The sequence below is a fragment of the uncultured Mobiluncus sp. genome (assembly GCF_902488535.1).
Taxonomy (GTDB): Bacteria; Actinomycetota; Actinomycetes; order Actinomycetales; family Actinomycetaceae; genus Mobiluncus.
Genome location: NZ_CABTWO010000010.1, coordinates 46544 through 70296 on the forward strand (window position 1 = coordinate 46544; position 23753 = coordinate 70296).

The following is a 23753-nucleotide window of genomic DNA, read 5'->3' on the forward strand; positions in this document are numbered from 1 at the left end:
ACGAGAGTTTTACTCTCCGGCCAGCTTGTCGCGCAGCGCCGCCAAAGCCTCGTCGTCCGCCAAGGTACCAGAGGTATCGGCTTCTTCCTCGGTGGTGGAGCTGTAAGAAGTCTGTTCAGCTACGCCTTGAGCGATAGCGGCTTCCTTGTCAGCTTCCTGAGCGACCTTGACCTGTTCCTTGTGGGCTTCAAAACGAGCCTGAGCCGCAGCGTAGGAGGCCTCCCAAGCAGCGCGCTGTTCCTCGTAGCCATCCATCCACTCGTTCGTTTCCGGATCGAAGCCTTCTGGGTACTTGTAGTTGCCCTCCGCGTCGTATTCGGCAGACATACCGTAAAGCGAAGGATCAAAGTCATCAGAGCTTACGTCCAGCCCCTCGTTGGCCTGCTTCAAGGACAGCGAGATCCGGCGGCGTTCGAGGTCAATGTCGATAACCTTGACAAAGATTTCATCACCAATCTTGGCAACCTGTTCGGGAACCTCCACGTGACGGGTGGCCAACTCGGAGACGTGCACCAAGCCCTCGATACCGTCTTCGACCCGGACAAACACACCGAAAGGCACCAACTTGGTGACCTTACCCGGAACGATTTGACCGATCTTGTGGGTACGAGCAAAGGTCTGCCACGGATCTTCCTGAGTAGCCTTCAAGGACAGGGACACGCGTTCACGATCAAAGTCAACGTCGAGAACTTCCACGGTGACTTCCTGGCCGACCTGAACCACCTCGGAGGGGTGATCAATGTGCTTCCAGGACAGTTCGGAAACGTGCACCAGGCCGTCCACCCCGCCCAAATCGACGAACGCGCCGAAGTTGACGATGGAGGACACCACGCCCTTGCGAACCTGACCCTTTTGCAAGGTAGACAGGAACGTAGTGCGCACCTCGGACTGGGTCTGTTCCAGGAAAGCACGACGGGACAAAACCACGTTGTTGCGGTTCTTATCCAGTTCGATAATCTTGGTTTCCAGCTGGCGGCCGATGTAAGGCTGCAGGTCACGGACGCGGCGCATCTCCACCAGGGAGGCCGGCAGGAATCCGCGCAGGCCGATGTCGATGATCAAACCGCCCTTGACAACCTCGATAACGGTGCCGTTGACGACCCCGTCTTCCTGCTTCACCTTTTCGATGTCGCCCCAAGCGCGTTCGTACTGAGCGCGCTTCTTGGACAGCAGCAAGCGGCCTTCTTTGTCTTCCTTTTGGAGGACCAGAGCTTCGATTTCGTCACCAACTTTGACTTCCGCGTCGGGATCCACGTCATGCTTAATGGACAGTTCGCGGGAAAGAATAACGCCTTCGGTTTTGTAACCGATATCGAGCAAAACTTCGTCGCGATCAACTTTCACGACGGTTCCGGAGACAAGATCGCCATCGTTGAAGTACTTGATGGTCTTGTCGATTTCTTTGATGAGATCCTCGGTCGAGCCGATGTCGTTAATGGCAACCTGAGGAACGGTAGTAGGGACATTAGTAGTATTGGACATTTAGTTGGTGACTCCAAGGTCAGGTAGTAGGAATAATTACCGGTGCTACCTCGCTCCGAGAAGGCTAAAAAACCACCTGGAAACGATAAAACACCAAGCATCCATGTTACTGGATAGCGCCAGCGTGTCCAAATTAAATCCGAAAAATACTCCCCTGAGTTTACTTTCTGAGCCTGGCGGGGTTGCTATCGGTCATTACCGGGGTTATTCGAACAGTAGGCTCGGGTCAGCGAACGGAAGGCAACCGGATGAAAGAGGTGTGTAAAAAGTGTGGTTTAATGCAGGAATGCAGTCTCTAGTTAATTTTTTCAAAAAGGGTGGCATCTTGCTCTGGGTTGTCATCGCGATTGTCCTGGGCATTATTTTGGGGCTTTTTGTTCCCAAGCCCGTCGTTGTGGTTTTCGCCACGTTCAACTCTTTGTTTGGCCAGTTCCTGAACTTCTGTATCCCACTGATTATTATCGGTTTGGTGACCCCCGCTATTGCTGACCTCGGTTCCGGTTCGGCGAAGTGGCTGGGAGTGACCGCGCTAGTCGCCTACATTTCGACTATGTATTCCGGGTTCCTGACCTATGGCATTTCCGAGAGTGTCTTGCCGAACTTCTTGCGCAAGGGTTCTCTGGCCTCAGTTGCGGATCCTTCGGCTTCCAGCATCGCCCCGGCGGTGACTTTGGAGATTCCCGCCCCGATTTCCGTACTGGGCGCGCTCATTTTGTCTTTCATTATGGGCATCGGTTTGTCTATGGTGTCCCGCGGCACGTTGCGTCGCGCTTTCGTGGAGTTCCGCGCCATCATCATCAAGTTGATTGAAAAAGTTATCATTCCTCTGCTGCCGATTCACATCTTTGGTATCTTCCTCAACATGACAAAGACCGGCGAGGTTTACAACGTCATCGCCGTGCTGGCGGTGGTGGTCATCCTGGTCTTGGCGCTGGAGGTCGTTATCCTCGTCACTCAGTACCTGGTCGGCGGTTTGGCTTTCGGCGTCAATCCTTTCAAGGCTCTGTTGACGATGCTGCCTGCCTACGCGACCGCTTTGGGGACGTCTTCGTCTGCTGCCACGATTCCGGTGACACTGCGTCAAGTCAAGAAGATTGGGGTTCCCGACCCGGTCGCATCGTTCACGGTGCCGCTGTGCGCCACGATTCACTTGGCGGGATCGACCTCGAAGATTACCGCTTTCGCGCTGGCTATCATTATGACTTCCGATATTAAGGTTACTGTCGCCCAGTTCGTCGGGTTCATCTTTATGCTGGGTGTCACCATGGTGGCGGCCCCGGGCGTTCCCGGCGGTGCGATTATGGCGGCGACTGGAATCTTGTCCTCCATGCTGGGATTCAACGATGCACAAGTTGCGTTGATGATTGCTTCTTACATCGCCCTCGATCCGTTTGGGACAGCTACGAACGTGACCGGTGACGGAGCTATCGCTATGCTAATGGCGCGGTTCTCGAGCGGCAAGATTGACGACAACGACAAAGAAATCGCCCAGAGCTTTGCCGGCGAAAACAACTTCGACACCGATAAGTATCTCGAAGATGTAAAGTAACCGATTCCAACTTACCGCGGACCGGTACCGGATCTCCCGGTGCCGGTTCCTGGTTTTTAGTGCGCAGCGGCTCTCCAATTAGGGCCGATGCCCACCGAAACTTCCAGCGGAACCCGCAGTTTCGCGACACCCGTCATCGCTCTACGTATCAAGGTTTCCAAGCTCTCCTCTTCTCCGGGTGCGACCTCTAAGACGAGTTCGTCATGGACCTGCAGCAACACACGAGACTGCAAATGTTCGCGTTGCAAATCAGCATCAACCTGGAGCATCGCTTCTTTCATAAGGTCGGCCGCACTGCCCTGGATGGGAGCATTTAGTGCCGCGCGCCGGGCATTATCAGCCACGTTCCGATTCGGAGAACGCAAATCCGGCAGGTAACGGCGCCGGCCACGCATAGTTTCGGTGTAACCGACCTTGGTGGCAGTGGCGACAATGGAATTCAAATAGTCCCGCACCTTTCCGAACCGCTCAAAATAGATGTCCATCAGTTGCTTGGCGTCCCTCTGAGAGATATTCAGCTGACCGGCCAAACCAAAAGCGCTCAATCCGTACGCCAACCCGTAAGAAGTCGCCTTGACGTGGGAGCGTTGGGTGGCGGTCACTTCATCGGGTGTCACTCCGTAAACCAAAGCCGCCACCGAACGGTGCAGGTCCTCGCCGGAAGCAAACGCCGCCAACAGTCCCTCGTCTCCGGACAGATGCGCCATAATCCGCATCTCAATCTGTGAATAATCCGCTGTCATCAATGCGGTATACGGTTTCTGAGGCACAAAAGCTTCCCGAATTTTTTGCCCGTCCGCGGTGCGTGCCGGAATGTTTTGCAGGTTCGGATCAATGGAGGACAACCGTCCGGTCGCGGCTACGGTTTGCCCAAAAGTGGTATGAATCCTGCCGTCATCTGCCACCCGGTCGCGCAGATTGCGCACAATCTGCAAAAGTTTTATCCGATCACGATGGTATAAAAGTGCTTCGAGGAACGGGTGTGGGTTGTACCGCGCAAGTTCCTCCAATGCTTTCGCATCAGTTGTATACCCTGTTTTAGTCTTTTTAGTTTTTGGTAACTCGAGCTGGGTAAACAGAACATCCTGTAGCTGCTTTGGGGAGGATAGATTGACCTCGCGACCAATGGATTCGAAAGCGGATTGCTCAGCCATAGTAACTTCAGATTGCAAACTCTGAGCAAATTCATCAAGGCAAAAAGTATCAATACCTATCCCGGTATATTCCATTTTTTCTAAAACCAGGGAAAGTGGGTTCTCCAATTCCAGTAACCCGTCGACCCTCCGGAAACGCGCCAGCTGCTGGAGCATGGGCTGCATCCGCAGCAAAGCATAAGCATAGATACCTTGATTAATCAGGGTTTGTGGCCACGGTTGAGCCACGGACTCTCCGTCCAGTTCCATCCCCAAGTCCAAAGTCATCTGTTCACTGATCTTGCTGATGTCGGAGGGTTTCTCATCAATTTCCCAACCCAGCAGGCGCTTCGTCACCCCGGCAAACTTGGTGCGGTTCCCGTCGGGATTGACCAGGTAATCGAGCATATTCACGTCCGTGACCGCGCCGTGTAATTCCCAGCCATGGGCGCGCAGCGCGTGACGCAACGATTTCGCGTCATACACGGTTTTTTCGCGGTTCCCCATCAAAGCATCGCGCAGCATACGTTCCGTTTCCGGTGTCAGCTCGTCAGGGACAATCAACACACACTGCCCCTGGGGAGTTTTGTCTGTAGCCAAAAACAGCCAGTCAATCCGCGGATTGGTGACCCCGATGTTACCCACTGCCCAAATACCTAAACTGTCGTTCTCAGTGCTTTTCAGCCATTGGGCGAACTGTTCCGAGGTGAGGTCCTTTCCCAGACGGACCCGCTCAGGATTCGGTATCACCCCGAAGCTGTCAGCGTCCTGTGGTTCAGGTTCCTCTATCGCGCTGGACGCAGCACCGGATGCTATTGCATTGGCGGACGTCATCCCGAGAGTTTGACCGAGTTTCAGTATCTGGGTGCGCAGCTGATTGAACTCCAGCTCATCGCACACGGCTTTTACTGCCTCAGCATCGAACCCGGTCCAGTGCAAGTCCTCTAAACCGACCCGAAGCTGCAGGTCGGTGCGTAGCCGGTTGAGCTGGCGATTCCGCAGGACGTCTTCTATGTGTTGACGCAAATTTTCCCCGCGTTTGCCTGTGAGCTCATCACGATGCTCTAGCAAAGCGTCCAGGGAGCCGTATTCGTTAATCCAAGCCGCAGCGACTTTTTCCCCGACCAAAGGCACGCCCGGCAAATTATCGGCGTGCTCGCCCACCAGGGCGGCGATTTCCGGGTACTGCTGGGGCCAGACATCGTATTTGTCTTTTACTGCTTGGGGAGTCATCCGTTTTGTGTCCGCAATACTGCGTCCCGGGTAAAGCACGGTGACGTTGTCGGAAATAAGCTGAAAAGTGTCGCGGTCCCCTGACGAAACCAATACCTCCATGCCGTTTTTGATCCCTTTTGCCGTCAAAGTCGCCAAAATGTCATCGGCCTCAACGTTGGGTTCCGTCAACCACTTAATCCCCATTGCAGTCAGCAGCTTTTGAATATTTTCGACCTGTCCAATGAATTCTTCGGGGGTGTCGCTGCGTCCTCCCTTGTATTCAGGATAAATATCAGTACGGAAAGAATGACGCGACAGATCGAAGGCCGCCCCGATATGGGTCGGCTTTTCGCTGCGAATCATTTTTAGTAACATAGAGCAAAATCCGTGTACTGCATTGGTATAGACACCCGTGGAGGTGCGGAAACTTTCCGGATCACGCGAAAAGAAAGCGCGGAACGCGAGGGAGTGTCCGTCCAATACCAGTAAACGTTTTTCAGCCATGACTTAAGGCTACCAGTAACCCAGGAGGCGAAAATGGACGAGAACAACATTGGTGCAGCGATTGCGAAAATGGGCATCACTTTCCGTGAGATTACGCCCGAACACGCCGTTGGAGTGATGCCGGTGGAAGGCAACACCCAGCCTTTTGGAATTTTGCACGGCGGCGCGGCCGCTTTGCTGGCTGAGACAGTGGCGTCATTTGCAGCCTATAAGTGGGCCCAAAAGTCCGGAAAATCCACAGTTGGGGCACACCTTGACATAACCCACATTAAACCGGGATTGGGCGGAAACGTTGTTTGTACCGTAGACGCGGTACATTTGGGGCGACGCACTGCGGTTTACCGTTTTGAGAACGTCAGCGAAGACAGTGGCAAGGTCATTTCCACCGGGGTGATGAGCTGCGCTATAGTCGAACACCTGGAAAAGTGACCTTTTCCAAATGGTGACGACGCAAACTATTGAACGGAATTAATCCCCTAGCTGGTCAATGACCGCGTCGGCAACCTCCCGCATGGACAAGCGGCGATCCATCGAAGTCTTTTGAATCCAGCGGAACGCTTCCGGCTCGGTCAGTTCCATCTTTTCCATCAAAAGGCCTTTGGCGCGGTCTACCTGTTTGCGGGTGCTGAGCCGATCTTGCAGATCCGCGATGGAATCTTCCAAAGAGAGCAGCTCCTGGTGACGCGACAGGGCTACTTCCACCGCGGGCAGTAAATCTTTGGGGTCAAAGGGTTTCACCAGGTACGCCATGGTGCCGGCATCTTTGGCGCGTTCGATGAGTTCCTTATCGGAAAAAGCGGTCAGCATCACGATGGCGCAGGGGGCTTCTTTCATGATTTTTTCGGCTGCCGCGATGCCATCTAGTTTCGGCATTTTTATGTCCATGACAATCAAGTCAGGTTCCAGTTCCAAAGCCAAGGTTACGGCTTCCTCGCCGTCGGCAGCTTCACCAACCACTTCGAAGTCGTTTTCTTTCATGGTTTCGATAATGTCGAGACGGATTAAGGCCTCGTCTTCGGCCACAATTACTCGCCTGTGTACTTTGGTGTCCTTTGCTGCAGATGTCGTCTTCGCCATCTCTTTCAGATCTCCCTTGTGAGTGGACTCGATTTGCTTTTCTCGTTAGATACTTTAGTATATATGAAGTCTTTGCGACGGGTTATTTACCAAACCTTCACAAAGCATGCCCTGGTAGCCCAACTGGTAGAGGCGGTCGGCTCAAACCCGGCTTGTTAAGGGTTCGAATCCCTTCCGGGGTACCAAAAATTACCGATTATCCTGGGATAATCGGTAATTTTTATTTTGCGAAAAGGTTGCGTTAAGTTCTGGTAAATTCACGAATTTGCACTTTGGGGCGGGTCTACGATGTTGGAGAACTCATAGGCTACGGCGCAAGGAAACATAGTGTCAAACGTGATTGAAGTCCAGAGACTGACCAAGGACTACAAGACATTACGAGCCCTGGACGGACTGAGCTTGGAAGTCCGCCAAGGCGAGATTTTGGGACTACTGGGGCCCAATGGCTCCGGCAAATCTACCGCCATCAACTGTATGTTGTCACTGTTGAAATTTCACAGCGGTACAGTCAAAATTTTTGGAAAAGTAATGCGCCCCGACGCTTATGACATAAAGCGCCGCATTGGTGTGGTGTTTCAAGACGTGGCAGTGTTCAACGAACTTAGCGTGGCGCAAAACCTGGAGTACTTCTGCGGTCTGTACGTGTCAAACAAGGCGAAACGTGACCAGATGATTGCCGCTGCGGTAGAGCTGGTGGGGCTCCAGGATTACCTGAAATTCCGCCCAAAACAGCTTTCTGGCGGCCTGCTACGCCGACTGAACCTAGCTTGTGGCATAGCCCACGAACCGGAACTCATCTTTCTCGATGAGCCAACTGTCGCGGTAGACCCGCAAAGCCGCAACAACATCCTTGACGGCATCGTTACCCTGCGTGACCGGGGTGCGACGGTGGTCTATACCACTCACTACATGGAGGAAGTCGAACAGATCTGCGACCGTATCATCATCCTCGACAAGGGAAAAATCATCGCGCAAGGCAGCGTCAACGAACTCAAACAACTGTCGAATATCGAGGAAAAGATCACTCTGCAAGGCACGGAACTACCCGAAGCGCTGTTGGAAAAATTGCGCAGTGATTCCCAAATCCAATCCGTCGAGACCAAGAACCGCAGCGTGGAAATCATCTATGGACACGGTCAAAACAATGTCTCGGCGCTGATTCACGACCTCGTGGAATCAAAAGTTGCCTACGAGTCAATCTATTCCGAACGCCCCACGCTGAACGACGTGTTTTTGCAGCTCACCGGCAAGGAACTGCGTGACTGAGATGGGACACCTGGTTTTATATAACGTCAAAGTCCTGGTCAGCAACCGCTCTTTAGTGTTTTGGACCTTGGCTTTCCCGATTCTTTTAGGGATATTGTTCAAGGTGGCTTTGGGCGACATTGTCAACAAGGAAGCTTTTGACACGGTGCCGGTAGCGGTCGTAAACTCCCAGGTCTACAAGGACAGTGCCTTTAAGATTGCCTTCGACGAGTTGGCGAAGACCGGAGATTCCAGCGTGACCGGCAGCGACAAACCTCTTCTGAAGGTTACGGAAGTGTCCAGCCTAGAGGCGGGCAAGGAGCTGCTCCAGAATGAAAAAGTCGACGGAATCGTCGAAATTACCGGCACCCCTAGCGAAGGGATGGTCAAAAACGCCCAAGCAAAACTGACCATCGCCACCAACGGCCTAAACCAGACCATCCTCAAGATAATTCTCGACGAAATTACCCAACGGGTGGATATGATTTCCACTCTCACCGAGCGAGAAATCACCGCGCAGCAGGGCGCATTGACACCATCCGCGACCGGCATAGTTGATGGCCCTGCCGGTCCTCCGCCTGGGACGCCCACTTTCAACCCCGGACAAATAGCCAAATCCGTCCAAAACCAGCTCAGTTCCAGCGGCTTTACCCTGCAAGACCGCAGCCCCAAGTCGATGGACTTATTAATGGCGGAGTTCTTTTCCCTTGTAGCTATGGCGGCTCTCTACGGGGGAATGTTTTCGCTGACAATCATGAATAACGCTCAGCCACCGCTGGGGGTTATCGGTCGGCGCATCGCCGTGTCCCCGACCAGTAAGTCCAAGCTGATTATTTCCGGCATCATCACCAGCTACCTGGTGGAATTGATTGGGCTGCTGGCGCTGCTAATGCTGTGCCATTCCCTATTCCAGGTCGATTTCGGCGCAAACTGGGGGTTAACCGTGTTGCTGGCCTCGGTAGGAACCCTGGCAGGTCTGAGTTTCGGGGCGGCCATTTCCACGTTGGTTCCCGGCGGAGAGAACGCCAAGATTGGCGTCCTCATCGCTGTGACCATGTTGGGGGCGATGTTGGCAGGAATGATGGGCGGAGCGATGCGCTACGCAGTGGATTTCCGCTTTCCGATGGTCAACAAGTTTAATCCGGTTGCCCTCATCACCGATGGCTACTATAACCTGTTCTTTCACCCCGGATACGACGGATACTGGCAGGATATCGTCATTCTGCTGGTTATTTCCGCGGTCTTGCTCGGCGCTTCCGTTATTGTCCTGAGGAGGCAGCGCTATGACAGTCTTTAAAGGTTTCGTGCGGGTACTGCTCCGCAATCTCGGTTTTGTCTTTATCCTTACCGCCATCATGGTGGTGATAGGTCTGACGGCTTACCAGGCGCCTGCCGGCGGTGCCGCAAACTTTACCGCCGATAAGCCCAAAGCGATACTGATAAATCAAGGTTCAGAAACCCCCCTGACCCGCGCATTTGACAGCTATCTGCGTCAGCGGACCAGCAACGCCGATGTGAAAATCAGCGAACGCGAAATTGACGACGCCCTGTATTACGAGGCGCTGGCCTACGCGGTTTATCTGCCGCCGGACTTCACCGACAAGATTCTGAAAGGTCAAGAACCGACGGTCGGAATCAAGTCGCGCGCCTCCGCGCAGAGTGCTTCGGCAGAGGCGCTGGTGACGCGTTTCCTGCGTTTGGCCACCGGCTACGGGAAATACCTTAACGACGAAGACGAGCTGGTCAAAGCAATTGAGTCCAGCGCGAAGCTCTCGGCGGATGTCGTCCTCACCAGCCAACTGGACACTAAAACCTTGATGCTGACGGCGGGGCTGTACAACTTCGGCAGCTACACCCTCATGGCCGGTTCCATCTATGTCATGACCATGGTGCTGGCAGCGTTCGCGGAGATAAACGTCCGCCGGCGCACCGTTGTTTCCTCAGCGAAACCACTACGAATAGACCTAAATCGTAATATCGGTTGCGCCATTATTATGCTGCTGCTGGCAGCCTTGAACGTGGGGCTGGTGTCGGTGTTGATACCAGCGTCCTGGTCTACGGGACGCGGAGGACTTTTTGCCCTAAACACTTTTGTCTTTGGTCTGCCGGTGCTGGCTTTGGGATTCCTCATTTCAAAGATTACAACCAACAAGCAGGCCTTGAGCGCAATCGTAAACGTGATAGCTCTGGCCAGCTCGTTCCTGTGTGGTGCTTTCATTCCCACGCGCCTGATGCCCGAGGCGGTCGTTGCTGTCGGACAGGTGCTGCCCGCCTTTTACTACATCGACAACAACAATACCCTGGCGCAAATGACAACCTTCAGCGGGGATGACGCCAACCATTTCTGGATTAATATCGCCGTCCAGATTGGATTCGCGATTGTGTTCTGGATAGCTTCTCTGGTCCTGGAACGCTATCGACGCAGGGTCTAGGTTTTGGCACTCGGTAAGGCAAGTTTTGGTTTTTGGCTAAACCAGATTTGGCTGTGTTTTCATCATGAAATGCGTTTACTGGCCTAAAAGGCTGATTTCATCGGGTTTCTCAGGTAAAACTTTGCGAATGTAAGAGTCAATGGCCTCGTGTAAACTGACCCGCTTCCCGCGGTTTTCCGACAGATACCAGCGGTGATCCAGAATCTCGTGAAACACCTGAGCCGGCTCCAGCTTAGAGAGCAGTTCCTCCGGGAGGGCCGCCAAAATCGGCTCATACACTTTGGTCAGCCAGCGGTGCGCCACTACGTCAAGCGGCACGTTTTCGAGATGATTGAGCATTCGGAAAGTCTGCATATCGTTAATCATGCGCCGCCCCTGGTTTTCCTGAACATCAAGACCTGTCAGGCGCATTACCTGGCGGTGATAATGCCCCGAATCCACGACCTTGGGCTGAATCAGCAACTGGCGCTCCCCATTCGTGGTGTCGGTCTTCATCTTAAGCTCCCCCACGTCAAAACCCAGATCATTCAAACGCCGAATGCGGTCCTCGATACGCCAGGTTTCATCCGCATTGAACGTTTCCACAGAGGTCAGTTCCTCCCACAAGGCGTCGTAGCGGTCTTGTAGCAGATTACCGATTTCAACGGTGTCGGCGGCTTCGTCAAGAGTGCCCCCGGCCTGGAGATCCATCAGCTCACCGATGATGTTCACGCGAGCGATTTCGACATCGTAGGAACGTTGCCCGTAAGTCAGGCCTTCGGGATGTAGTTCCCCGGTTTCCGCGTCGACCAGGTAAGCGGCAAATGCTCCGGCGTCACGGCGAAATAACGTGTTCGAAAGCGAAACATCGCCCCAATAGAACCCCAACAAATGCAGTCTGACCAGCAACACAGCTAGAGAATCTATGAGGCGAGTGGCGGTCTCGGGACTCATGTTTGCGGTAAACAGAGTTCGGTAGGGCAGGGAAAACGGCAGGTGATAGGTCACAAGGGCGCTGTTCAGCTCTTCCTCGGCAGCATCGGTACGGTGGGTGACGTAAGCCAGCGGTTGCACCACCGGCTGTTCCAAACGAACTAGATCACGCAACAGGGAATACTCGTGACGGGCCTTTTCCTCAGAGATTTCCTTCACCGCTATGATTCGCGGTCCGAGGTTCACGAAACGCACGATGTGGCGTGAAATTCCGTGCGGGAAAGAGGCAATATAGCGTTCTGGCCATTCCGCGAGGGGCAATTCCCAAGGCAAATCCAGTAAAGCGGGTTCCGCGGTGGCCGCGGTCACTGAGAACGTCACTCCCCTAGTGTAAGCTAAGACAATAATTAATTAACGATGCCTGGCTGAAACATTTGGGAAAGTGAAGTATTTATGAGCCGAAAAATTGGGTTTGACCATGACTTATACATTAAGATGCAGTCCGCACACATTGCGGAGCGCCGCGAAGAAATCGGGGGGCGACTCTACCTAGAGATGGGTGGCAAGCTCTACGACGATATGCACGCCTCCAGAGTGCTGCCGGGGTTCACACCAGACAACAAAATTTCGATGCTGCGCCAGTTAAAGGACGAAATTGAGATTTTGGTTTGCGTCAGTGCCTTGGACTTGCAGCGGCAAAAACGGCGCGCCGATTTAGATATTACTTACGAGGACGACGTGCTGCGACTCATTGACGTGTTCCGCGAAGGCGGTTTCCTGGTAGAAAACGTGGTGATGACCCAGCTCGCGGACGACAACGCCCTGGCTTTCGCGTTCAAGGAGCGCCTGGAACGACTGGGGTTGAAGGTCGCCAGACACCGCATTATCGAGGGTTATCCCTCGAACACGAAACTGGTGCTGTCCGAGGACGGCTTCGGTCGTAACGACTATGTGGAAGTCAGCCGTGACCTCATCGTAGTTACCGCCCCCGGTCCGGGTTCCGGCAAACTGGCGACCTGTCTGTCTCAGGTCTATCATGACAATAAACGCGGTATCGAAGCTGGCTACGCCAAGTTTGAGACCTTCCCCATCTGGAACCTGCCCCTGGAACATCCCGTGAATTTGGCTTACCAAGCCGCAACCGCGGATTTGGAAGATATCAACCTCATCGACCCCTACCACTTGGCGGCACATGGGGTACAGGTCACCAGCTACAACCGCGATACCGAGACCTTCCCGCTGCTGAAAACCATGCTGGAGCAGCTCACCGGGAAATCCCCCTATCAAAGCCCCACAGACATGGGTGTCAATATGGCAGGGTATTGCATCAGCGATGACGAAGTTTGCCAAGAAGCCTCCCGTCAAGAAATTATCCGCCGCTACTATAAGGCTTTGGTTGAAGAGGCTCGAGACGGTCGCGATTCTGAGGAATCTAACCGGATTGCGGTGCTAATGGCAAAAGCCGGCATCTCCACTTGGGAACGTCGCGTAGTGGGAGCTGCTCTGGAAGTCGAAGCCGCCACTAATCAGCCCGGCAGTGCTATTGAACTCCACGACGGCACGATTATCACCGGCAAGACCTCTGCCCTGCTGGGCTGTTCCGCCGCGATGCTGTTGAACGCGCTAAAATACCTAGCTGACATCGATCCGGAGCTGGACCTGCTGTCACGCGAGTCGATTGAGCCTATTCAAACCTTAAAGACCCAGCATTTGGGTTCGCGTAACCCCCGCCTGCACACCGATGAAGTGCTGATTGCCCTGTCCGTGTCGGCCGGAACTTCTGGCGAAGCGCGCGCCGCCCTGGGGATGCTCAAGGAACTGGAGGGCACGAACGTCCACACCACCACCATCTTGGGGTCGGTGGACGAAGGGATTTTTAGAAACCTCGGAATTCAAGTCACTTCGGAACCGAAGTTTCAACGCAAGCGCCTGTACCGCAAACGCTAGCCCCTCCCCCAATCGCCGCGTGCGCTAGGTCACAAAAATCGATTCCGGGTGAGTCCCCGCGGACTCACCCGGAAAACGGAACTTCACGATTATCTGTGTTTAGAACTCGGTGATCACCGAACGGATGACCTCGCCGCGCATGAGTTGTTCATACGCTTCGGTAATCTGGTCCAAACGGATGCGCTGGGTGACGATGTCGTGCATATTGAGCCGGCCGTCCACCGCCAGGTCCGCATAGTAGGGAATGTCGTGCTTCGGGTTTGTCGCTCCCATCCACACGCCCTTGAAGCCGCGCTGCATAAACAGCAGGTTGATGGGGTCAATCTCTAAGGAAACCGTGGCGTCCGGTTTCGCCAAGCCGATGCAGTAGGCGGTGCCGCCCTGGGCCAACATATCCCAGCACTGTTTCATCGTTTCCGCAAATCCGATGGCTTCGAAGGACTTGTCCACCCCGCCGCCGGTGATGCGGCGCACAGCCTCGACCGGATCTTCTTTCTTGGCATTGACCACGTGGGTGGCACCGAACTTCTTGGCGAATTCGAGCTTGTTGTCGAACACGTCAATAGCAATGATGGTGCGCGCGCCGCACACCCGCGCTCCGGAGATTACGTTCAATCCGATGCCGCCGGTGCCGATAACCGCAACCAAATCCCCTGGCTGCACTTTCGCCGAGTTCTTCGCTGCTCCGAATCCGGTGATGGTGGCGCAGCCGATGCAGGCGGCCTCAGCCATATCCACCTGATTGTTCACGACCGCCAACTGATTTTGGTGAATCAGGGACTTGGAAGCGAAACCGCCGATTCCCAGCGCTTGGGTAATCGGACGCCCGTCGGGGAACTTGAGACGCGGCGGCTCCCCCGGCTGACGTACGCATTCTTCCTGGTGACGGCAGGAATGTGGCTTGCCCGCCATGCACTTGTCGCAATGTCCGCAAATTTGCTCCAGGGTGGCCACCACGTGGTCTCCCGGTTTAATCCCCACAACCTCCGGGCCGACGGCTTCTACCGTGCCGGCGACCTCGTGGCCTAAAACAGCCGGGAATTCAAACATCTTGTCGTCGTCTTCCACCAGGTGCAAATCCGAGTGGCACAGGCCGGAAGCCTCGATATCGACCAGCACTTCGGCTTTGATGGGATCATCGAGGATGAGTTCTTCGGGCTTAGAAAACCCTTTACCAACGCCATACGCGATCGAGGCACGAATCTTTTGAGGCATGACTTTCTCCTTTGACAGTCCGTTGGGTACTTGATTGGAATCTCCAACCTCATACTCAATTCTTTCGCCTCTCTGTTTTTTCACAAGGGACCGGGGTCCCTTTTTTGTAAACTATTTCACCTGTTTTTCCGCGAGTAAGGATTGCTTTGCTTAATATTTCCGCTTTTGCGCCGCTGTGTTAGCGCACCAGAGCCAGCTCGGACCAGTGCGTCGTGCCGCGGTTAGACAGCATCTCTCGCTTCATGGTCCAATCCGGAGCGGCTTTCAGACCCGCGAGACCCAGCCCTACAGAGCCCTCCCCCACCGCTGCGTTGACTCGGTCAATAATTTTTCCCCGCCGCCGCGTTGCCGGATCCGGGGCAAACATGGGCAGTGGCTCTTGCGGGTCAGGCTTACCTAGGTCTGTCAGGCAGATGCCCGCCCGCACGTAATCTGCCTGCGGATCGACCTGTCCCAGCAGGACTTTCGCGGCTGCCCTCAAGACTGTCACCGGGTCGTCAGTGCGCGGGTGCAGCGGAGCCATCGCGCTGATACGTGAAAACGGCTCCTTGTACCAGGCAGTAGACGCAAAAGCCCACAGAGCCCCGGCGGTCATCTGTTGGCGGCGCAGACGTCGCGTCACATTTTGGGAATAAATGGACAGGACCTGATAAGCCTGGGTGACCCCGCGCACCGGCGTGGAAAATGAACGCGAATACATGACCTGGTAAGTGCGCACCGCATCCCGCTCAATAATCTCTATGCAGGGCACCCCGTTGAGCTCCAACACCGTTTGCTGCAGATTTACGTTGAAACGGCGGCGAATTTCGCTGGGGTCAGCCCTCTGTAGCTGCAGCGCGTTCGTAATCCCCAGAGCTTCCAGGCGGTTTTTCAGGCGTCGCCCCACGCCCCACAAATCACCGATTTCGGTACCGTGTAAAATCCTGTCGTGCTGAGCCGGGGTATAAGCATCCCAGCTGGCCACCCCGCCCAGGGCCGGGGTATGTTTGGCACCGTGAGAAGCGAGTTTTGCCAAAGTTCGGCTCGGAGCGATTCCGACTGAAACCGGCACCCCCAGGTCGTGCAGGATTCGGGATCGTAAGCTGCGGGCTATGCCCACGAACTCCGCGGGTCTGCCGTAGAGCGTCAGAAACGCCTCGTCGATGGAATAGACCTCTACCGAGGCGGAAAACTGACGCAAGATTTCCATAATTCGCGCCGAGATAGAGCCGTAAAGTTCGTAGTTGCTGGATCGGGCTACCACGCCGCAGGCCTCGGCCCACGCTCGGATTTGAAACCACGGCATGCCCATCTTAATGCCCAAGGCTTTCGCCTCCCGCGAGCGTGCCACCACGCAGCCGTCATTGTTAGACAACACCACTACCGGACGTCCGGAAAGCTCCGGATGAAAAATCCGTTCGCAGCTGGCAAAGCAAGAATCCACGTCCACCAGGGCAAAGCGATGTACCAGCCCGTCCTGGGGTTCGCATTCCTCGCGGGTTATTTCCCCCCGGCTAGGGGTGTGCTCAAGTTCGCGGCAGACCCCCGATCCTAGAGCCGGTGCAGACATCGCGTCACTACCCCCCAAATTTCCAGTTCACAGGGGTGCAGTACGGGATAGGTTGGATTAGCGGGATGCAGTTCCGGCCCGCGAGTCCCGAAGTGCAGGCGTTTCACCGTCATTTCACCGTCAATAACGGCAATGACCACGCTGCCTTCCCCCGCTTCTAAGGAACGATCCACAATGAGTTCGTCCCCATCGCTGATGCCCGCGTTGATCATGGAATCCCCCGCGACCCGCACCAGGAAAGTCGCGGGCCGATTACGGATAAGGTGTTCGTTAAGATCGATGTCGCGGTCGAAATAATCCTGAGCGGGCGAAGGCCAGCCAGCCGGCACCAAATCCGGCGCAAAAGGAAGGCCGGAGTGCGGCGCTGGCTGCGTTAACGCATAGGGGCGCCACGATTTTACAGACCGCACAGAATCGAACATGTGTTCGATTTTAGCACGTTTTGTCCCATTTGGTCAGTAAGCCAAAAATTCGCGGCAAGCCCATGGCTTACCGCGAATTCACACTGAAAGTGCCTAGCTGTTAGGCAGCTGCCGAAACCAAATCCAATCCCAAGAAATCCAGGGCCTGGACTCGGCGAGCACCGTCCTCGTTCAAGTCACGCAGAGCCGATTCAATCATCGGATCGTGGCGGTAAGCGTCAAACCAAGGACGCGCCACCTCGGACAGAGTCGACCGCGGGGACAAGTTAAGAGCTTGACGATCAGAGTTACGGTCAAAAAGCGACCAAGTCAGATGATGTATAGATTCATTAATATTCATTATGTTTACCTTCTTCCTCTTCATCTTCTGAGGGGCTGACGCATAGGTTGCGCCGGTAACCCCCCGCAGTAAAACCCCCTAGGAATTACTGCTTCAATACAACCATTATACCGTAACATCCGTAAAATCGCTGTTTAAACGGGGTAAGAGTCAGGTACAAGTTTATTTTTCGGGGTTTTTTACAGTATCGGCGGTCGTTTTTGCCTCGGGTTCGGGCTCGGGGTCACAAGGGGATTTTTCCTGGTTGGGTGCTGTGGGTGGCGTTTCCGGGGAATCCGGAGCTGGCTGGGGAACCTCGGTCAGAACGGCAGGCAGTTTCCGGTAGCGAGCCGCCGCAAACACGGCTAACCCCACGACAGCGATGATGCCGGCGACGACTTGGAACCAGCGGACTCCCCCGGCCACCGTGTACTGGTAGTCGATACGCACGAACTCCAGGAAAAACCGTCCCAGACTGTACAGGAACAGGTACAGGCCGCCGATTTCCCAAGAACACAGGCGTCCCCAAGACTGGCCGGTCGCGCGGCAAACATTGACTTGTTGGGCGAACTGGGAATCACGGGAACGCTTGCGAATCGTTTCATACAGCAGCAAGAGGCTCATGGCCAAAAGGTTCCAGATAATCTCATAGAGAAAAGTCGGATGGAACAGGGTGCCCGGTGCCGTGTTTGCCGGAGCCATCTGGGGGCTAATCTCTAGCCCCCAGGGCAGGGTCGTGGCTTTGCCGTAAACTTCTTGGTTAAAGTAGTTACCCAGGCGTCCTAAGGCTTGGGCGGCCAGGACCGTGGGGGCCAGCGCATCGAAGAACACTCCCAGGGGCTGTTTCTTGAAACGCAGGAATCCCACGGCGGCGAGGAATCCGCCGATGAGGCCACCGTAGATGGCCAAACCGCCTTGCCAGATGGCAAAGGGTTTCCACCACGGGATGCCCGGACCGAAGTAGTCACCGGGATAGGAAAACACTGCCATGGCACGCGCCCCGACAATGCCCAGCAAGCAAATCCAAATCCCGATGTCACCCACGAGTTGAGGGTTTCCTCCACGGGCTTGGTAACGCTTGGAGGTCCAGAAAATCGCCAGTGCCATGCCTAAAATAATCCAAAAAGCGTACCAGCGAATCGTGAGCGGCCCCAGGCTGAGCAGGATCGGTGAAGGCGGGGAGGGAATACTGGTGCGAACGGCAGAAAAAAGGCAGTCGGAGGAAAACGGTACCGAAAGCACGGCGGCAAAAGTCAGGGCGGACATCAATCGGTGCCTTCGGTCTTGTGGCGATACCGAGAGGCTCGGTCGGGACGCAAAGCGGGATGCTGCGCCGCGGAAGTCATCTTGCGCAACAGGCCCACGGGGTTCGGGGAACGCACCAGCGCCTCACCGACCAAGATAGCGTCAGCCCCGACCCGAGCATAGTCAAAAACCTCCTGCGGGCCGTGTACCCCCGATTCGGCCACCACGGTGATGTCGGGTGGAATGACGTCAATAGTTTGCTCGCACATGGACAGGTCCACCGCACCTGTTTCCCGATCCCGAGCGTTGATCCCGATGAGGCGCGCCCCGGCAGAAATAGCTTGGCGTGCCTCCAAACGAGAATGGCATTCCACCAGGGCACACATTCCCAGCGAATGAGTCCGTTCCACCAACGCCTCCAGCACCATCGGCTCCAGCAAGGCCACCATCAGCAGCACCATATCCGCGCCCATCGCCCGAGACTCGTGAATCTGGTAGGGGGTGACTACGTACTCTTTACGCAGCAGCGGCACGTCCAGCGCGCGGCGGACCTGCACGAAGTCTTCGCTAGTGCCCAAGTAGTTCGGGTAATCGGTCACCACGGAAACCGCTACGGCTCCGCCTTCGACGTATTCCCCGGCTAACTCCACCGGGTCTTCGATGGGATTGAGAAAACCGGCAGTCGGAGTTTGCCGTTTGATTTCCCCCATGATGGCCACAAAACCGGGACGGGAGTGCAGCACCGCCAGGCCGTCTTTCGGGCTGGGAGCGTGTCGAGCCTGATCTTTCACAAGTTCCAAAGGTACCGTGGCCTCACGCAGGGCGACCTCGGCTGTAGCTTGACGGTAAAACTCCTCATACGTCAGCATCAGCGTCCCGCCGTCTCTGTCTGCTGTTCGGCGGGAACGCACCAGGGAGCCGGGGTCGCCATATCGGCGTCCACCCGAGCCGACTCGATGACACCTCCGGCGTCAAAGCAGGAAAGGGTGCCGGTGTGGCAAGCCGCGCCTATCTGCTTGACCTGCAGCAGCAGCGCGTCTCCGTCGCAGTCAATCTCGATGCGACGCAGGAATTGAAAATGGCCGGAAGTGTCGCCTTTACGCCAGTACTCCTCACGGCTGCGTGACCAAAAGGTCACTCGCCCCTCGGAGAGGGTTCGCGCCAATGCCTCATCGTTCATGTAACCGACCATCAGCACACGTTTCGTGTCAAAATCTTGGATGACCGCGGCAAACAGCCCCCGGGCATCACGTTTTAGACGCCGGGACACATCATTGGGTAATTCGGTCACGGAATTATAATGCCAGCTGACGTGATATTTACCCAAATCGCTCAGAGCAAAATTATCCTCTGGAACTGCGGCGACTGACTGGGGCGTCAAATGGGTAAACCGAGATTTATCGTGATGGCGCGAAAAGCTAGCGAACTGGGAATCCGGCCGCCTCCAAGGCTGCCTTAACTTCAGCTACTGTAATCTCACCGAAGTGAAAGACGGAAGCACCCAAAACCGCATCCGCCCCGGCTTGTGCGGCCGCCACGAAATGTTCGACAGTCCCCGCCCCGCCCGAAGCAATGAGAGGAACGGGACAGACCGGACGCACCGCCTGCAGCATCTCAATGTCGAAGCCAGCCTTGGTACCGTCAGCGTCCATCGAGTTCAACAGGACTTCCCCGGCTCCGTGTTCGCAGGCCTGACCAATCCATTCCAACAGGTCAATCCCGGTCGATTGTTTGCCACCATGCGTGGTGACTTCATAGCCCGAGGGGGTGCGTACCTCGCCTTGAACCCGCCGGGCATCGGCCGACAGCACCAACACTTGCACTCCGAAGCGGGACGCAATCTCAGAAATAAGTTCCGGGCGGGCAATCGCGGCGGTATTGATACTGACCTTATCGGCACCGGATTTCAGTAATCGTTCCACATCCGCAACGCTGCGCACGCCCCCGCCGACCGTCAGGGGCACAAAAATCTCACGAGCGCACTGCTGCACAACTTCGGCCATCGTCGCCCGGCCCTCCACGGAGGCGGACACGTCCAGGAACGTGATTTCGTCCGCTCCGGCCGCACAGTATCGCGCTGCCAGCTCGACCGGATCCCCCGCATCGCGTAAGTTTTCAAAGTTGACCCCTTTGACTACCCGACCCGCGTTCACGTCCAAACAGGGAATCACGCGCACCGTCAAAGTGTCGTCAGCATAACGATTCGGCATTTTGCCACCTCAAGATTCTTTCGTCATTTTTGGATTATCCCAAGCCGCCAAAATGTCTACCACCAGGATAGTTGCCTGATTGCCGGAACCTTCGGCGGGCGGCACTTCCAGCAACATCCGCGAACCAATCTTGCGGTCCACAATGCCGCGCGCCACCCCCTGCTGCACTTTATCGTCCAGTTTTAGCTTCACCGGCTCAGACCAGTGGTCTTTCAGCACCGCGGGCGGATTTGAGTAGGAAAACTCCTGATATTTCACCAGTACGGTCTGACCGGGAGCAACCGTCGCCCCGGTGCCGGTAATCAAGGGGTAGGAACGAAAATCACCGCTAAAATCCGAGACGATAGCGAGGCAAACCTGGCCCTGGTCTTCACTCACGGTCAGCCCAGCATCGGGGGGCAATGCCTCCATCTGAGCGTTTAGGGTGGTGGGAATGATATCTATAACCCCGATTTCCATGGTGGAAGTACCCTGTTGCTCGACAGGCTGTTTCAATAGATAGCGCGAGCCCTCGGTGGCACCCCGCACCGCGTTATACAGTTCCGTACCGAAAACCTTGGCCGAAAGCGGTCCGACCAGCACGGATTCATCGCCAGAGGTGGATTGCAGCTTACCCGTCATTCCTGAAAAAACTGTGACTCGCAGCGCGACGATGGAGCCGTCCTGAATCTTTTGTCCGTCGCCTTTGATCAGACGTTCGGTGGAACTTTTTTCCAGAGGGATGGGTTCGGACAGGGTCAGCACAGGTTGGGCGCCAAGCGCTCCCAAGACTTCAATTTTTGATTTCGCAGGGTCACTGACCGCCACGGCACTGCGATACCACATAATCAACAGCACCAGAGCCACGCTCAGTGCCAGCAAAATCCCCAAGGTCAGGGCAACGGGCACAACTTTCGTTTTCGCCAGCGGTTTCGGCCTTCGGGGTAAAGATGCGGCGAGACGGAGTTTTGCCGCCCGGCGGGGACTGTGAGTTTTCGGCTTCTTCGGTTCCGTTACAGCGAGTTTTTGTACATCTTCACGCCGTAAACTGACCGTGGACACCATTTCGGGAGGAAGATTCAAGACCGAGTCTGGTACCGGCGCTTGTGGTGGCGCAGACACCTGAGCTGGGGCGTCAGCGGTATCTATAGACGAGGCTGCTGGCGCCGCCGGGAACGTGTGAGGCGATGCAACATTAGGCACTCCAGGCGCTGGACGCGAGGGAAGATTCAGTTGGCGAGGAACCGGGGCGGAAGTTTTCGTAGTGAGGCGCATCCCCGAACGAGTGGCTCGGGGCGGCAAGACGGCTGGCTTTACCGGTAGTGACGAGGGCGCCGCAAGATTCGTTGCGGCATCAGAAGCGTTCTTGGGTGGTTCCGCAGAACGCGTGAGGGAGGGGGTGGTGCCGGACGGCGGAGTTGGGCGAAGTTGCGATTCGGCTCTCCGGGTCATTTCCTGGAAAGCCTCCAAATCCTCAAAACCGTTAGCTTTCAGCCAAGAGGTCAGCAGGTCTTTGGCACCATCCGTAATCGGCGGGGTGGTCGGGGCGGATTGTTGCTCGGCAGCTTGCGCCAGCATTTTGGCACGCCGACGCGGCGAAAGGTTCGGGTCGACCTCACGCCTAACGTAAGTTCCTCCATCAACCGGACCCGCGGCCCGGTGCGAGGAGCGCCGAGGGGTTTCTTCGCTCAAACTGCCTCCATACTTTTCATAAGCATATCGACTTCCGCGCTGGCTATCGCGAAGGGGTCGCTGAGTGTCACGGTTCCCAATCCCGATTCCGGCAGACGTAAATGGGTCCAGTCAGCTTGCAAATCCGCCCGGTGTTCCCGCGCCGCGGCAATCAACGCGCCGCGCACTTTGGCGCGAGTATTTTGCGGAGGCACAGTTTTCGCAGCCTCGACCTCTTTCGGACAGGTCAGCCGTGTTGCCAGGCTGCGTTCATCCAAGCGAAGCCCTCCGGGGGTGATGTCGTGGTAAGCCAAATCTATACGGGCTACCTTCGGGTCTGATAACGCCAAATCATGGCGCTGACGCAGACTATTGAGTAAAGACAGTTTTGTCGCCCAATCCAGTTGGCCAGTCAAAACCTGTAAATCTTGGTTCCGCAGAGCCTCCAGCCATTGCCCCCATTGGGACAAGACCTCGCGGTAATCCGCACCCAGCTCGGCTCCGGAAAACAGTGCTGACAAGCGGTCGCGAAAAGCCTCTTGCACCTCCAAGGCACTGTAGCGCCGACCGTCTGCCAGCTCCACCCGGGCTTGCCCCCCAAAACTTGTGACATCGTCAGTAATGTCGCGTAACGCGACAATGGGCGAAACCAGAGATAGGTCGGAGAAATCCACCCCGGACTCCAAAGCGGCCAGCAACAGGTTCATCGTCGCAATTTTGAAACGTGTCGGAGGCTCCAAAACGTTGGAATCGCCAACAATGACGTGCAAACGACGATACCGTTTCGCGTCCGCGTGGGGTTCGTCACGAGTGTTGACCAAAGGTCGGGTGGAGGTGGTGGCCCCAGACACGGCGTCGTCTATCTGGAAAGCCCGCTGCGAAAAGCAAAAACGGGTTTCACCCTGGATCCGCAGCAGGGCGCCGGCCCCGGTAATGACTTGCCGCGTCACCAGGAACGAGACGAGGGAATCGACTAGGGAACGAAACTTCCCGTCCCGGTAGAGCAGATAGTTTTCGTGGCAGCCACACGAGTGACCCGCCGCGTCCAAGTTGTTCTTAAACAGGTGTACCTGGGTTTTTGTACCAGTTTGGGCGCTCAGGCGCTCGCTGGCGCCACCTGCCATTTCCGCCAGGATTTCCACCCCCGCCCGATCCTGGTTCAACACATCGTCCAAGTTCAGGCATTCCGCAGTAGCGTATTCGGGATGGGACCCGACATCGAGATAGAGCCGCGCCCCGTTGGGGAGAAACGCCGAGGTGCTTTGGCTGCGAGCTAACACGTCATGGAACAACACTCGTCCGGCCATGTCCGCGTCCGTCACCGGGGCACCGCCCGACACCGCGGCGGCTAAAATACCGTATTCCGTTTCGATACCGAAAATGCGGCGCGGCAATTGGTCCAGGTGAGGATTTCGCGCCAAGATTCACTCCCCGCCCTTTTGCACGAACCCTTGCACGAAAGTCCCGGCGTCTTCGGCAACCAGGTCCTCGATTTCGTCGAGCAGGTCGTCCAGTCCGGCCGGTTCTTGAATTTGCCCTTGTCCGGCCGGTATAGCGCCCGGTTCAGGTCCTTCGGGCAAAGCCGGATAGTTTGTCTGGTCTTGTTTCATAACAGTCTCCATTGTGCCACTTCGTCTAAAACCCTAG

At 55.7% G+C, this 23753-nt stretch carries 21 protein-coding genes and 1 tRNA gene; 7 read left to right on the plus strand and 15 right to left on the minus strand.

What is annotated here, in order from left to right:
* Positions 1-9: 9 nt before the first annotated feature.
* Entirely contained in the window at positions 10-1482 is a 1473-nt protein-coding gene (gene rpsA / locus RDL66_RS04895) for a 30S ribosomal protein S1 (protein WP_297721309.1), read from the minus strand.
* Positions 1483-1768: 286 nt separating this feature from the next.
* Here rpsA and RDL66_RS04900 point away from each other — a divergent pair, with 286 nt between their 5' ends.
* A complete protein-coding gene (locus RDL66_RS04900; protein ID WP_308535609.1) occupies positions 1769-3031 on the plus strand; it encodes a dicarboxylate/amino acid:cation symporter in 1263 nt (420 codons plus the stop codon).
* 56 nt (positions 3032-3087) lie between these two features.
* Here the strand turns inward: RDL66_RS04900 and polA are convergent, their stop codons facing one another.
* The gene (gene polA, locus RDL66_RS04905) at positions 3088-5883 is read right to left on the minus strand and encodes a DNA polymerase I (protein ID WP_308535611.1); all 2796 of its coding nucleotides are present in this window, start codon (positions 5881-5883) and stop codon (positions 3088-3090) included.
* A gap of 33 nt (positions 5884-5916) precedes the next feature.
* On the opposite strand from polA, the gene RDL66_RS04910 reads away from it, so the two are divergent.
* Entirely contained in the window at positions 5917-6312 is a 396-nt protein-coding gene (locus tag RDL66_RS04910) for a PaaI family thioesterase (RefSeq protein ID WP_308535613.1), read from the plus strand.
* 39 nt (positions 6313-6351) lie between these two features.
* Here RDL66_RS04910 and RDL66_RS04915 read toward each other — a convergent pair whose 3' ends face one another.
* Positions 6352-6960: a response regulator gene (locus RDL66_RS04915; protein WP_308535614.1), complete on the minus strand. Its 609-nt coding sequence runs from the start codon at positions 6958-6960 to the stop codon at positions 6352-6354.
* Between the two features lie 108 nt (positions 6961-7068).
* On the opposite strand from RDL66_RS04915, the gene RDL66_RS04920 reads away from it, so the two are divergent.
* The 4 genes from RDL66_RS04920 to RDL66_RS04935 all read left to right on the plus strand — a co-directional run bounded on the left by RDL66_RS04920 (position 7069) and on the right by RDL66_RS04935 (position 10637).
* Positions 7069-7145: transfer RNA gene (locus RDL66_RS04920), tRNA-Leu, on the plus strand.
* Between the two features lie 142 nt (positions 7146-7287).
* A complete protein-coding gene (locus RDL66_RS04925; RefSeq protein WP_308535615.1) occupies positions 7288-8226 on the plus strand; it encodes an ABC transporter ATP-binding protein in 939 nt (312 codons plus the stop codon).
* Position 8227: 1 nt separating this feature from the next.
* Positions 8228-9502: an ABC transporter permease gene (locus RDL66_RS04930; protein WP_308535660.1), complete on the plus strand. Its 1275-nt coding sequence runs from the start codon at positions 8228-8230 to the stop codon at positions 9500-9502.
* Complete coding sequence (locus RDL66_RS04935) at positions 9489-10637, plus strand: ABC transporter permease (protein ID WP_308535617.1); 1149 nt, start codon at positions 9489-9491, stop codon at positions 10635-10637. The genes RDL66_RS04930 and RDL66_RS04935 overlap by 14 nt, the downstream gene beginning before the upstream one ends.
* A 75-nt stretch (positions 10638-10712) precedes the next feature.
* Here RDL66_RS04935 and RDL66_RS04940 read toward each other — a convergent pair whose 3' ends face one another.
* Positions 10713-11930: a DUF4032 domain-containing protein gene (locus RDL66_RS04940; RefSeq protein ID WP_308535619.1), complete on the minus strand. Its 1218-nt coding sequence runs from the start codon at positions 11928-11930 to the stop codon at positions 10713-10715.
* Between the two features lie 72 nt (positions 11931-12002).
* Between RDL66_RS04940 and RDL66_RS04945 the strand changes: the two genes are divergently transcribed.
* Positions 12003-13496, plus strand: coding sequence for a DUF1846 domain-containing protein (locus RDL66_RS04945; protein WP_308535620.1), 1494 nt, complete (start codon positions 12003-12005; stop codon positions 13494-13496).
* A gap of 99 nt (positions 13497-13595) precedes the next feature.
* On the opposite strand, the gene RDL66_RS04950 is transcribed toward RDL66_RS04945, so the two are convergent.
* The 11 genes from RDL66_RS04950 to RDL66_RS05000 form a co-directional block, all read right to left on the minus strand.
* Positions 13596-14711, minus strand: a complete 1116-nt coding sequence (locus RDL66_RS04950) for a Zn-dependent alcohol dehydrogenase (protein ID WP_308535622.1) — start codon at positions 14709-14711, stop codon at positions 13596-13598.
* A 178-nt stretch (positions 14712-14889) separates the two neighbouring features.
* The gene (locus RDL66_RS04955) at positions 14890-16260 is read right to left on the minus strand and encodes a Y-family DNA polymerase (RefSeq protein WP_308535624.1); all 1371 of its coding nucleotides are present in this window, start codon (positions 16258-16260) and stop codon (positions 14890-14892) included.
* Positions 16242-16682 carry a translesion error-prone DNA polymerase V autoproteolytic subunit gene (locus RDL66_RS04960; RefSeq protein WP_308535626.1) on the minus strand — a complete coding sequence of 147 codons (441 nt, stop codon included), beginning with the start codon at positions 16680-16682 and terminating at the stop codon, positions 16242-16244. The genes RDL66_RS04955 and RDL66_RS04960 overlap by 19 nt, the downstream gene beginning before the upstream one ends.
* 100 nt (positions 16683-16782) lie before the next feature.
* Positions 16783-17022, minus strand: coding sequence for a hypothetical protein (locus RDL66_RS04965; protein WP_308535628.1), 240 nt, complete (start codon positions 17020-17022; stop codon positions 16783-16785).
* A gap of 162 nt (positions 17023-17184) precedes the next feature.
* The gene (gene lgt / locus RDL66_RS04970) at positions 17185-18267 is read right to left on the minus strand and encodes a prolipoprotein diacylglyceryl transferase (RefSeq protein ID WP_308535629.1); all 1083 of its coding nucleotides are present in this window, start codon (positions 18265-18267) and stop codon (positions 17185-17187) included.
* Positions 18267-19115: an indole-3-glycerol-phosphate synthase gene (locus tag RDL66_RS04975; protein ID WP_308535631.1), complete on the minus strand. Its 849-nt coding sequence runs from the start codon at positions 19113-19115 to the stop codon at positions 18267-18269. The genes lgt and RDL66_RS04975 overlap by 1 nt, the downstream gene beginning before the upstream one ends.
* On the minus strand, positions 19115-19537 hold the full coding sequence (gene hisI / locus RDL66_RS04980; RefSeq protein WP_308535632.1) for a phosphoribosyl-AMP cyclohydrolase: 423 nt from the start codon (positions 19535-19537) through the stop codon (positions 19115-19117). The genes RDL66_RS04975 and hisI overlap by 1 nt, the downstream gene beginning before the upstream one ends.
* A 127-nt stretch (positions 19538-19664) precedes the next feature.
* Positions 19665-20456, minus strand: coding sequence for an imidazole glycerol phosphate synthase subunit HisF (gene hisF / locus RDL66_RS04985; protein WP_308535634.1), 792 nt, complete (start codon positions 20454-20456; stop codon positions 19665-19667).
* A 9-nt stretch (positions 20457-20465) separates the two neighbouring features.
* On the minus strand, positions 20466-22127 hold the full coding sequence (locus tag RDL66_RS04990; RefSeq protein ID WP_308535636.1) for a hypothetical protein: 1662 nt from the start codon (positions 22125-22127) through the stop codon (positions 20466-20468).
* Positions 22124-23527 carry a proteasome accessory factor PafA2 family protein gene (locus tag RDL66_RS04995; protein ID WP_308535637.1) on the minus strand — a complete coding sequence of 468 codons (1404 nt, stop codon included), beginning with the start codon at positions 23525-23527 and terminating at the stop codon, positions 22124-22126. Before RDL66_RS04995 ends, RDL66_RS04990 begins: the two co-directional genes overlap by 4 nt.
* A gap of 3 nt (positions 23528-23530) precedes the next feature.
* Positions 23531-23728 carry a ubiquitin-like protein Pup gene (locus RDL66_RS05000; RefSeq protein WP_308535638.1) on the minus strand — a complete coding sequence of 66 codons (198 nt, stop codon included), beginning with the start codon at positions 23726-23728 and terminating at the stop codon, positions 23531-23533.
* Positions 23729-23753: the final 25 nt, after the last annotated feature.

Bases quoted from the DNA above. Each gene is read 5' to 3' on its own strand.
- rpsA (WP_297721309.1), bottom strand. From the start codon at position 1,482: ATGTCCAATACTACTAATGTCCCTACTACCGTTCCTCAGGTTGCCATT.
- RDL66_RS04900 (WP_308535609.1), top strand. From the start codon at position 1,769: ATGCAGTCTCTAGTTAATTTTTTCAAAAAGGGTGGCATCTTGCTCTGG.
- polA (WP_308535611.1), bottom strand. From the start codon at position 5,883: ATGGCTGAAAAACGTTTACTGGTATTGGACGGACACTCCCTCGCGTTC.
- RDL66_RS04910 (WP_308535613.1), top strand. From the start codon at position 5,917: ATGGACGAGAACAACATTGGTGCAGCGATTGCGAAAATGGGCATCACT.
- RDL66_RS04915 (WP_308535614.1), bottom strand. From the start codon at position 6,960: ATGGCGAAGACGACATCTGCAGCAAAGGACACCAAAGTACACAGGCGA.
- RDL66_RS04930 (WP_308535660.1), top strand. From the start codon at position 8,228: ATGGGACACCTGGTTTTATATAACGTCAAAGTCCTGGTCAGCAACCGC.
- RDL66_RS04935 (WP_308535617.1), top strand. From the start codon at position 9,489: ATGACAGTCTTTAAAGGTTTCGTGCGGGTACTGCTCCGCAATCTCGGT.
- RDL66_RS04945 (WP_308535620.1), top strand. From the start codon at position 12,003: ATGAGCCGAAAAATTGGGTTTGACCATGACTTATACATTAAGATGCAG.
- RDL66_RS04950 (WP_308535622.1), bottom strand. From the start codon at position 14,711: ATGCCTCAAAAGATTCGTGCCTCGATCGCGTATGGCGTTGGTAAAGGG.
- RDL66_RS04955 (WP_308535624.1), bottom strand. From the start codon at position 16,260: ATGTCTGCACCGGCTCTAGGATCGGGGGTCTGCCGCGAACTTGAGCAC.
- RDL66_RS04960 (WP_308535626.1), bottom strand. From the start codon at position 16,682: ATGTTCGATTCTGTGCGGTCTGTAAAATCGTGGCGCCCCTATGCGTTA.
- RDL66_RS04965 (WP_308535628.1), bottom strand. From the start codon at position 17,022: ATGAATATTAATGAATCTATACATCATCTGACTTGGTCGCTTTTTGAC.
- lgt (WP_308535629.1), bottom strand. From the start codon at position 18,267: ATGTCCGCCCTGACTTTTGCCGCCGTGCTTTCGGTACCGTTTTCCTCC.
- RDL66_RS04975 (WP_308535631.1), bottom strand. From the start codon at position 19,115: ATGCTGACGTATGAGGAGTTTTACCGTCAAGCTACAGCCGAGGTCGCC.
- hisF (WP_308535634.1), bottom strand. From the start codon at position 20,456: ATGCCGAATCGTTATGCTGACGACACTTTGACGGTGCGCGTGATTCCC.
- RDL66_RS05000 (WP_308535638.1), bottom strand. From the start codon at position 23,728: ATGGAGACTGTTATGAAACAAGACCAGACAAACTATCCGGCTTTGCCC.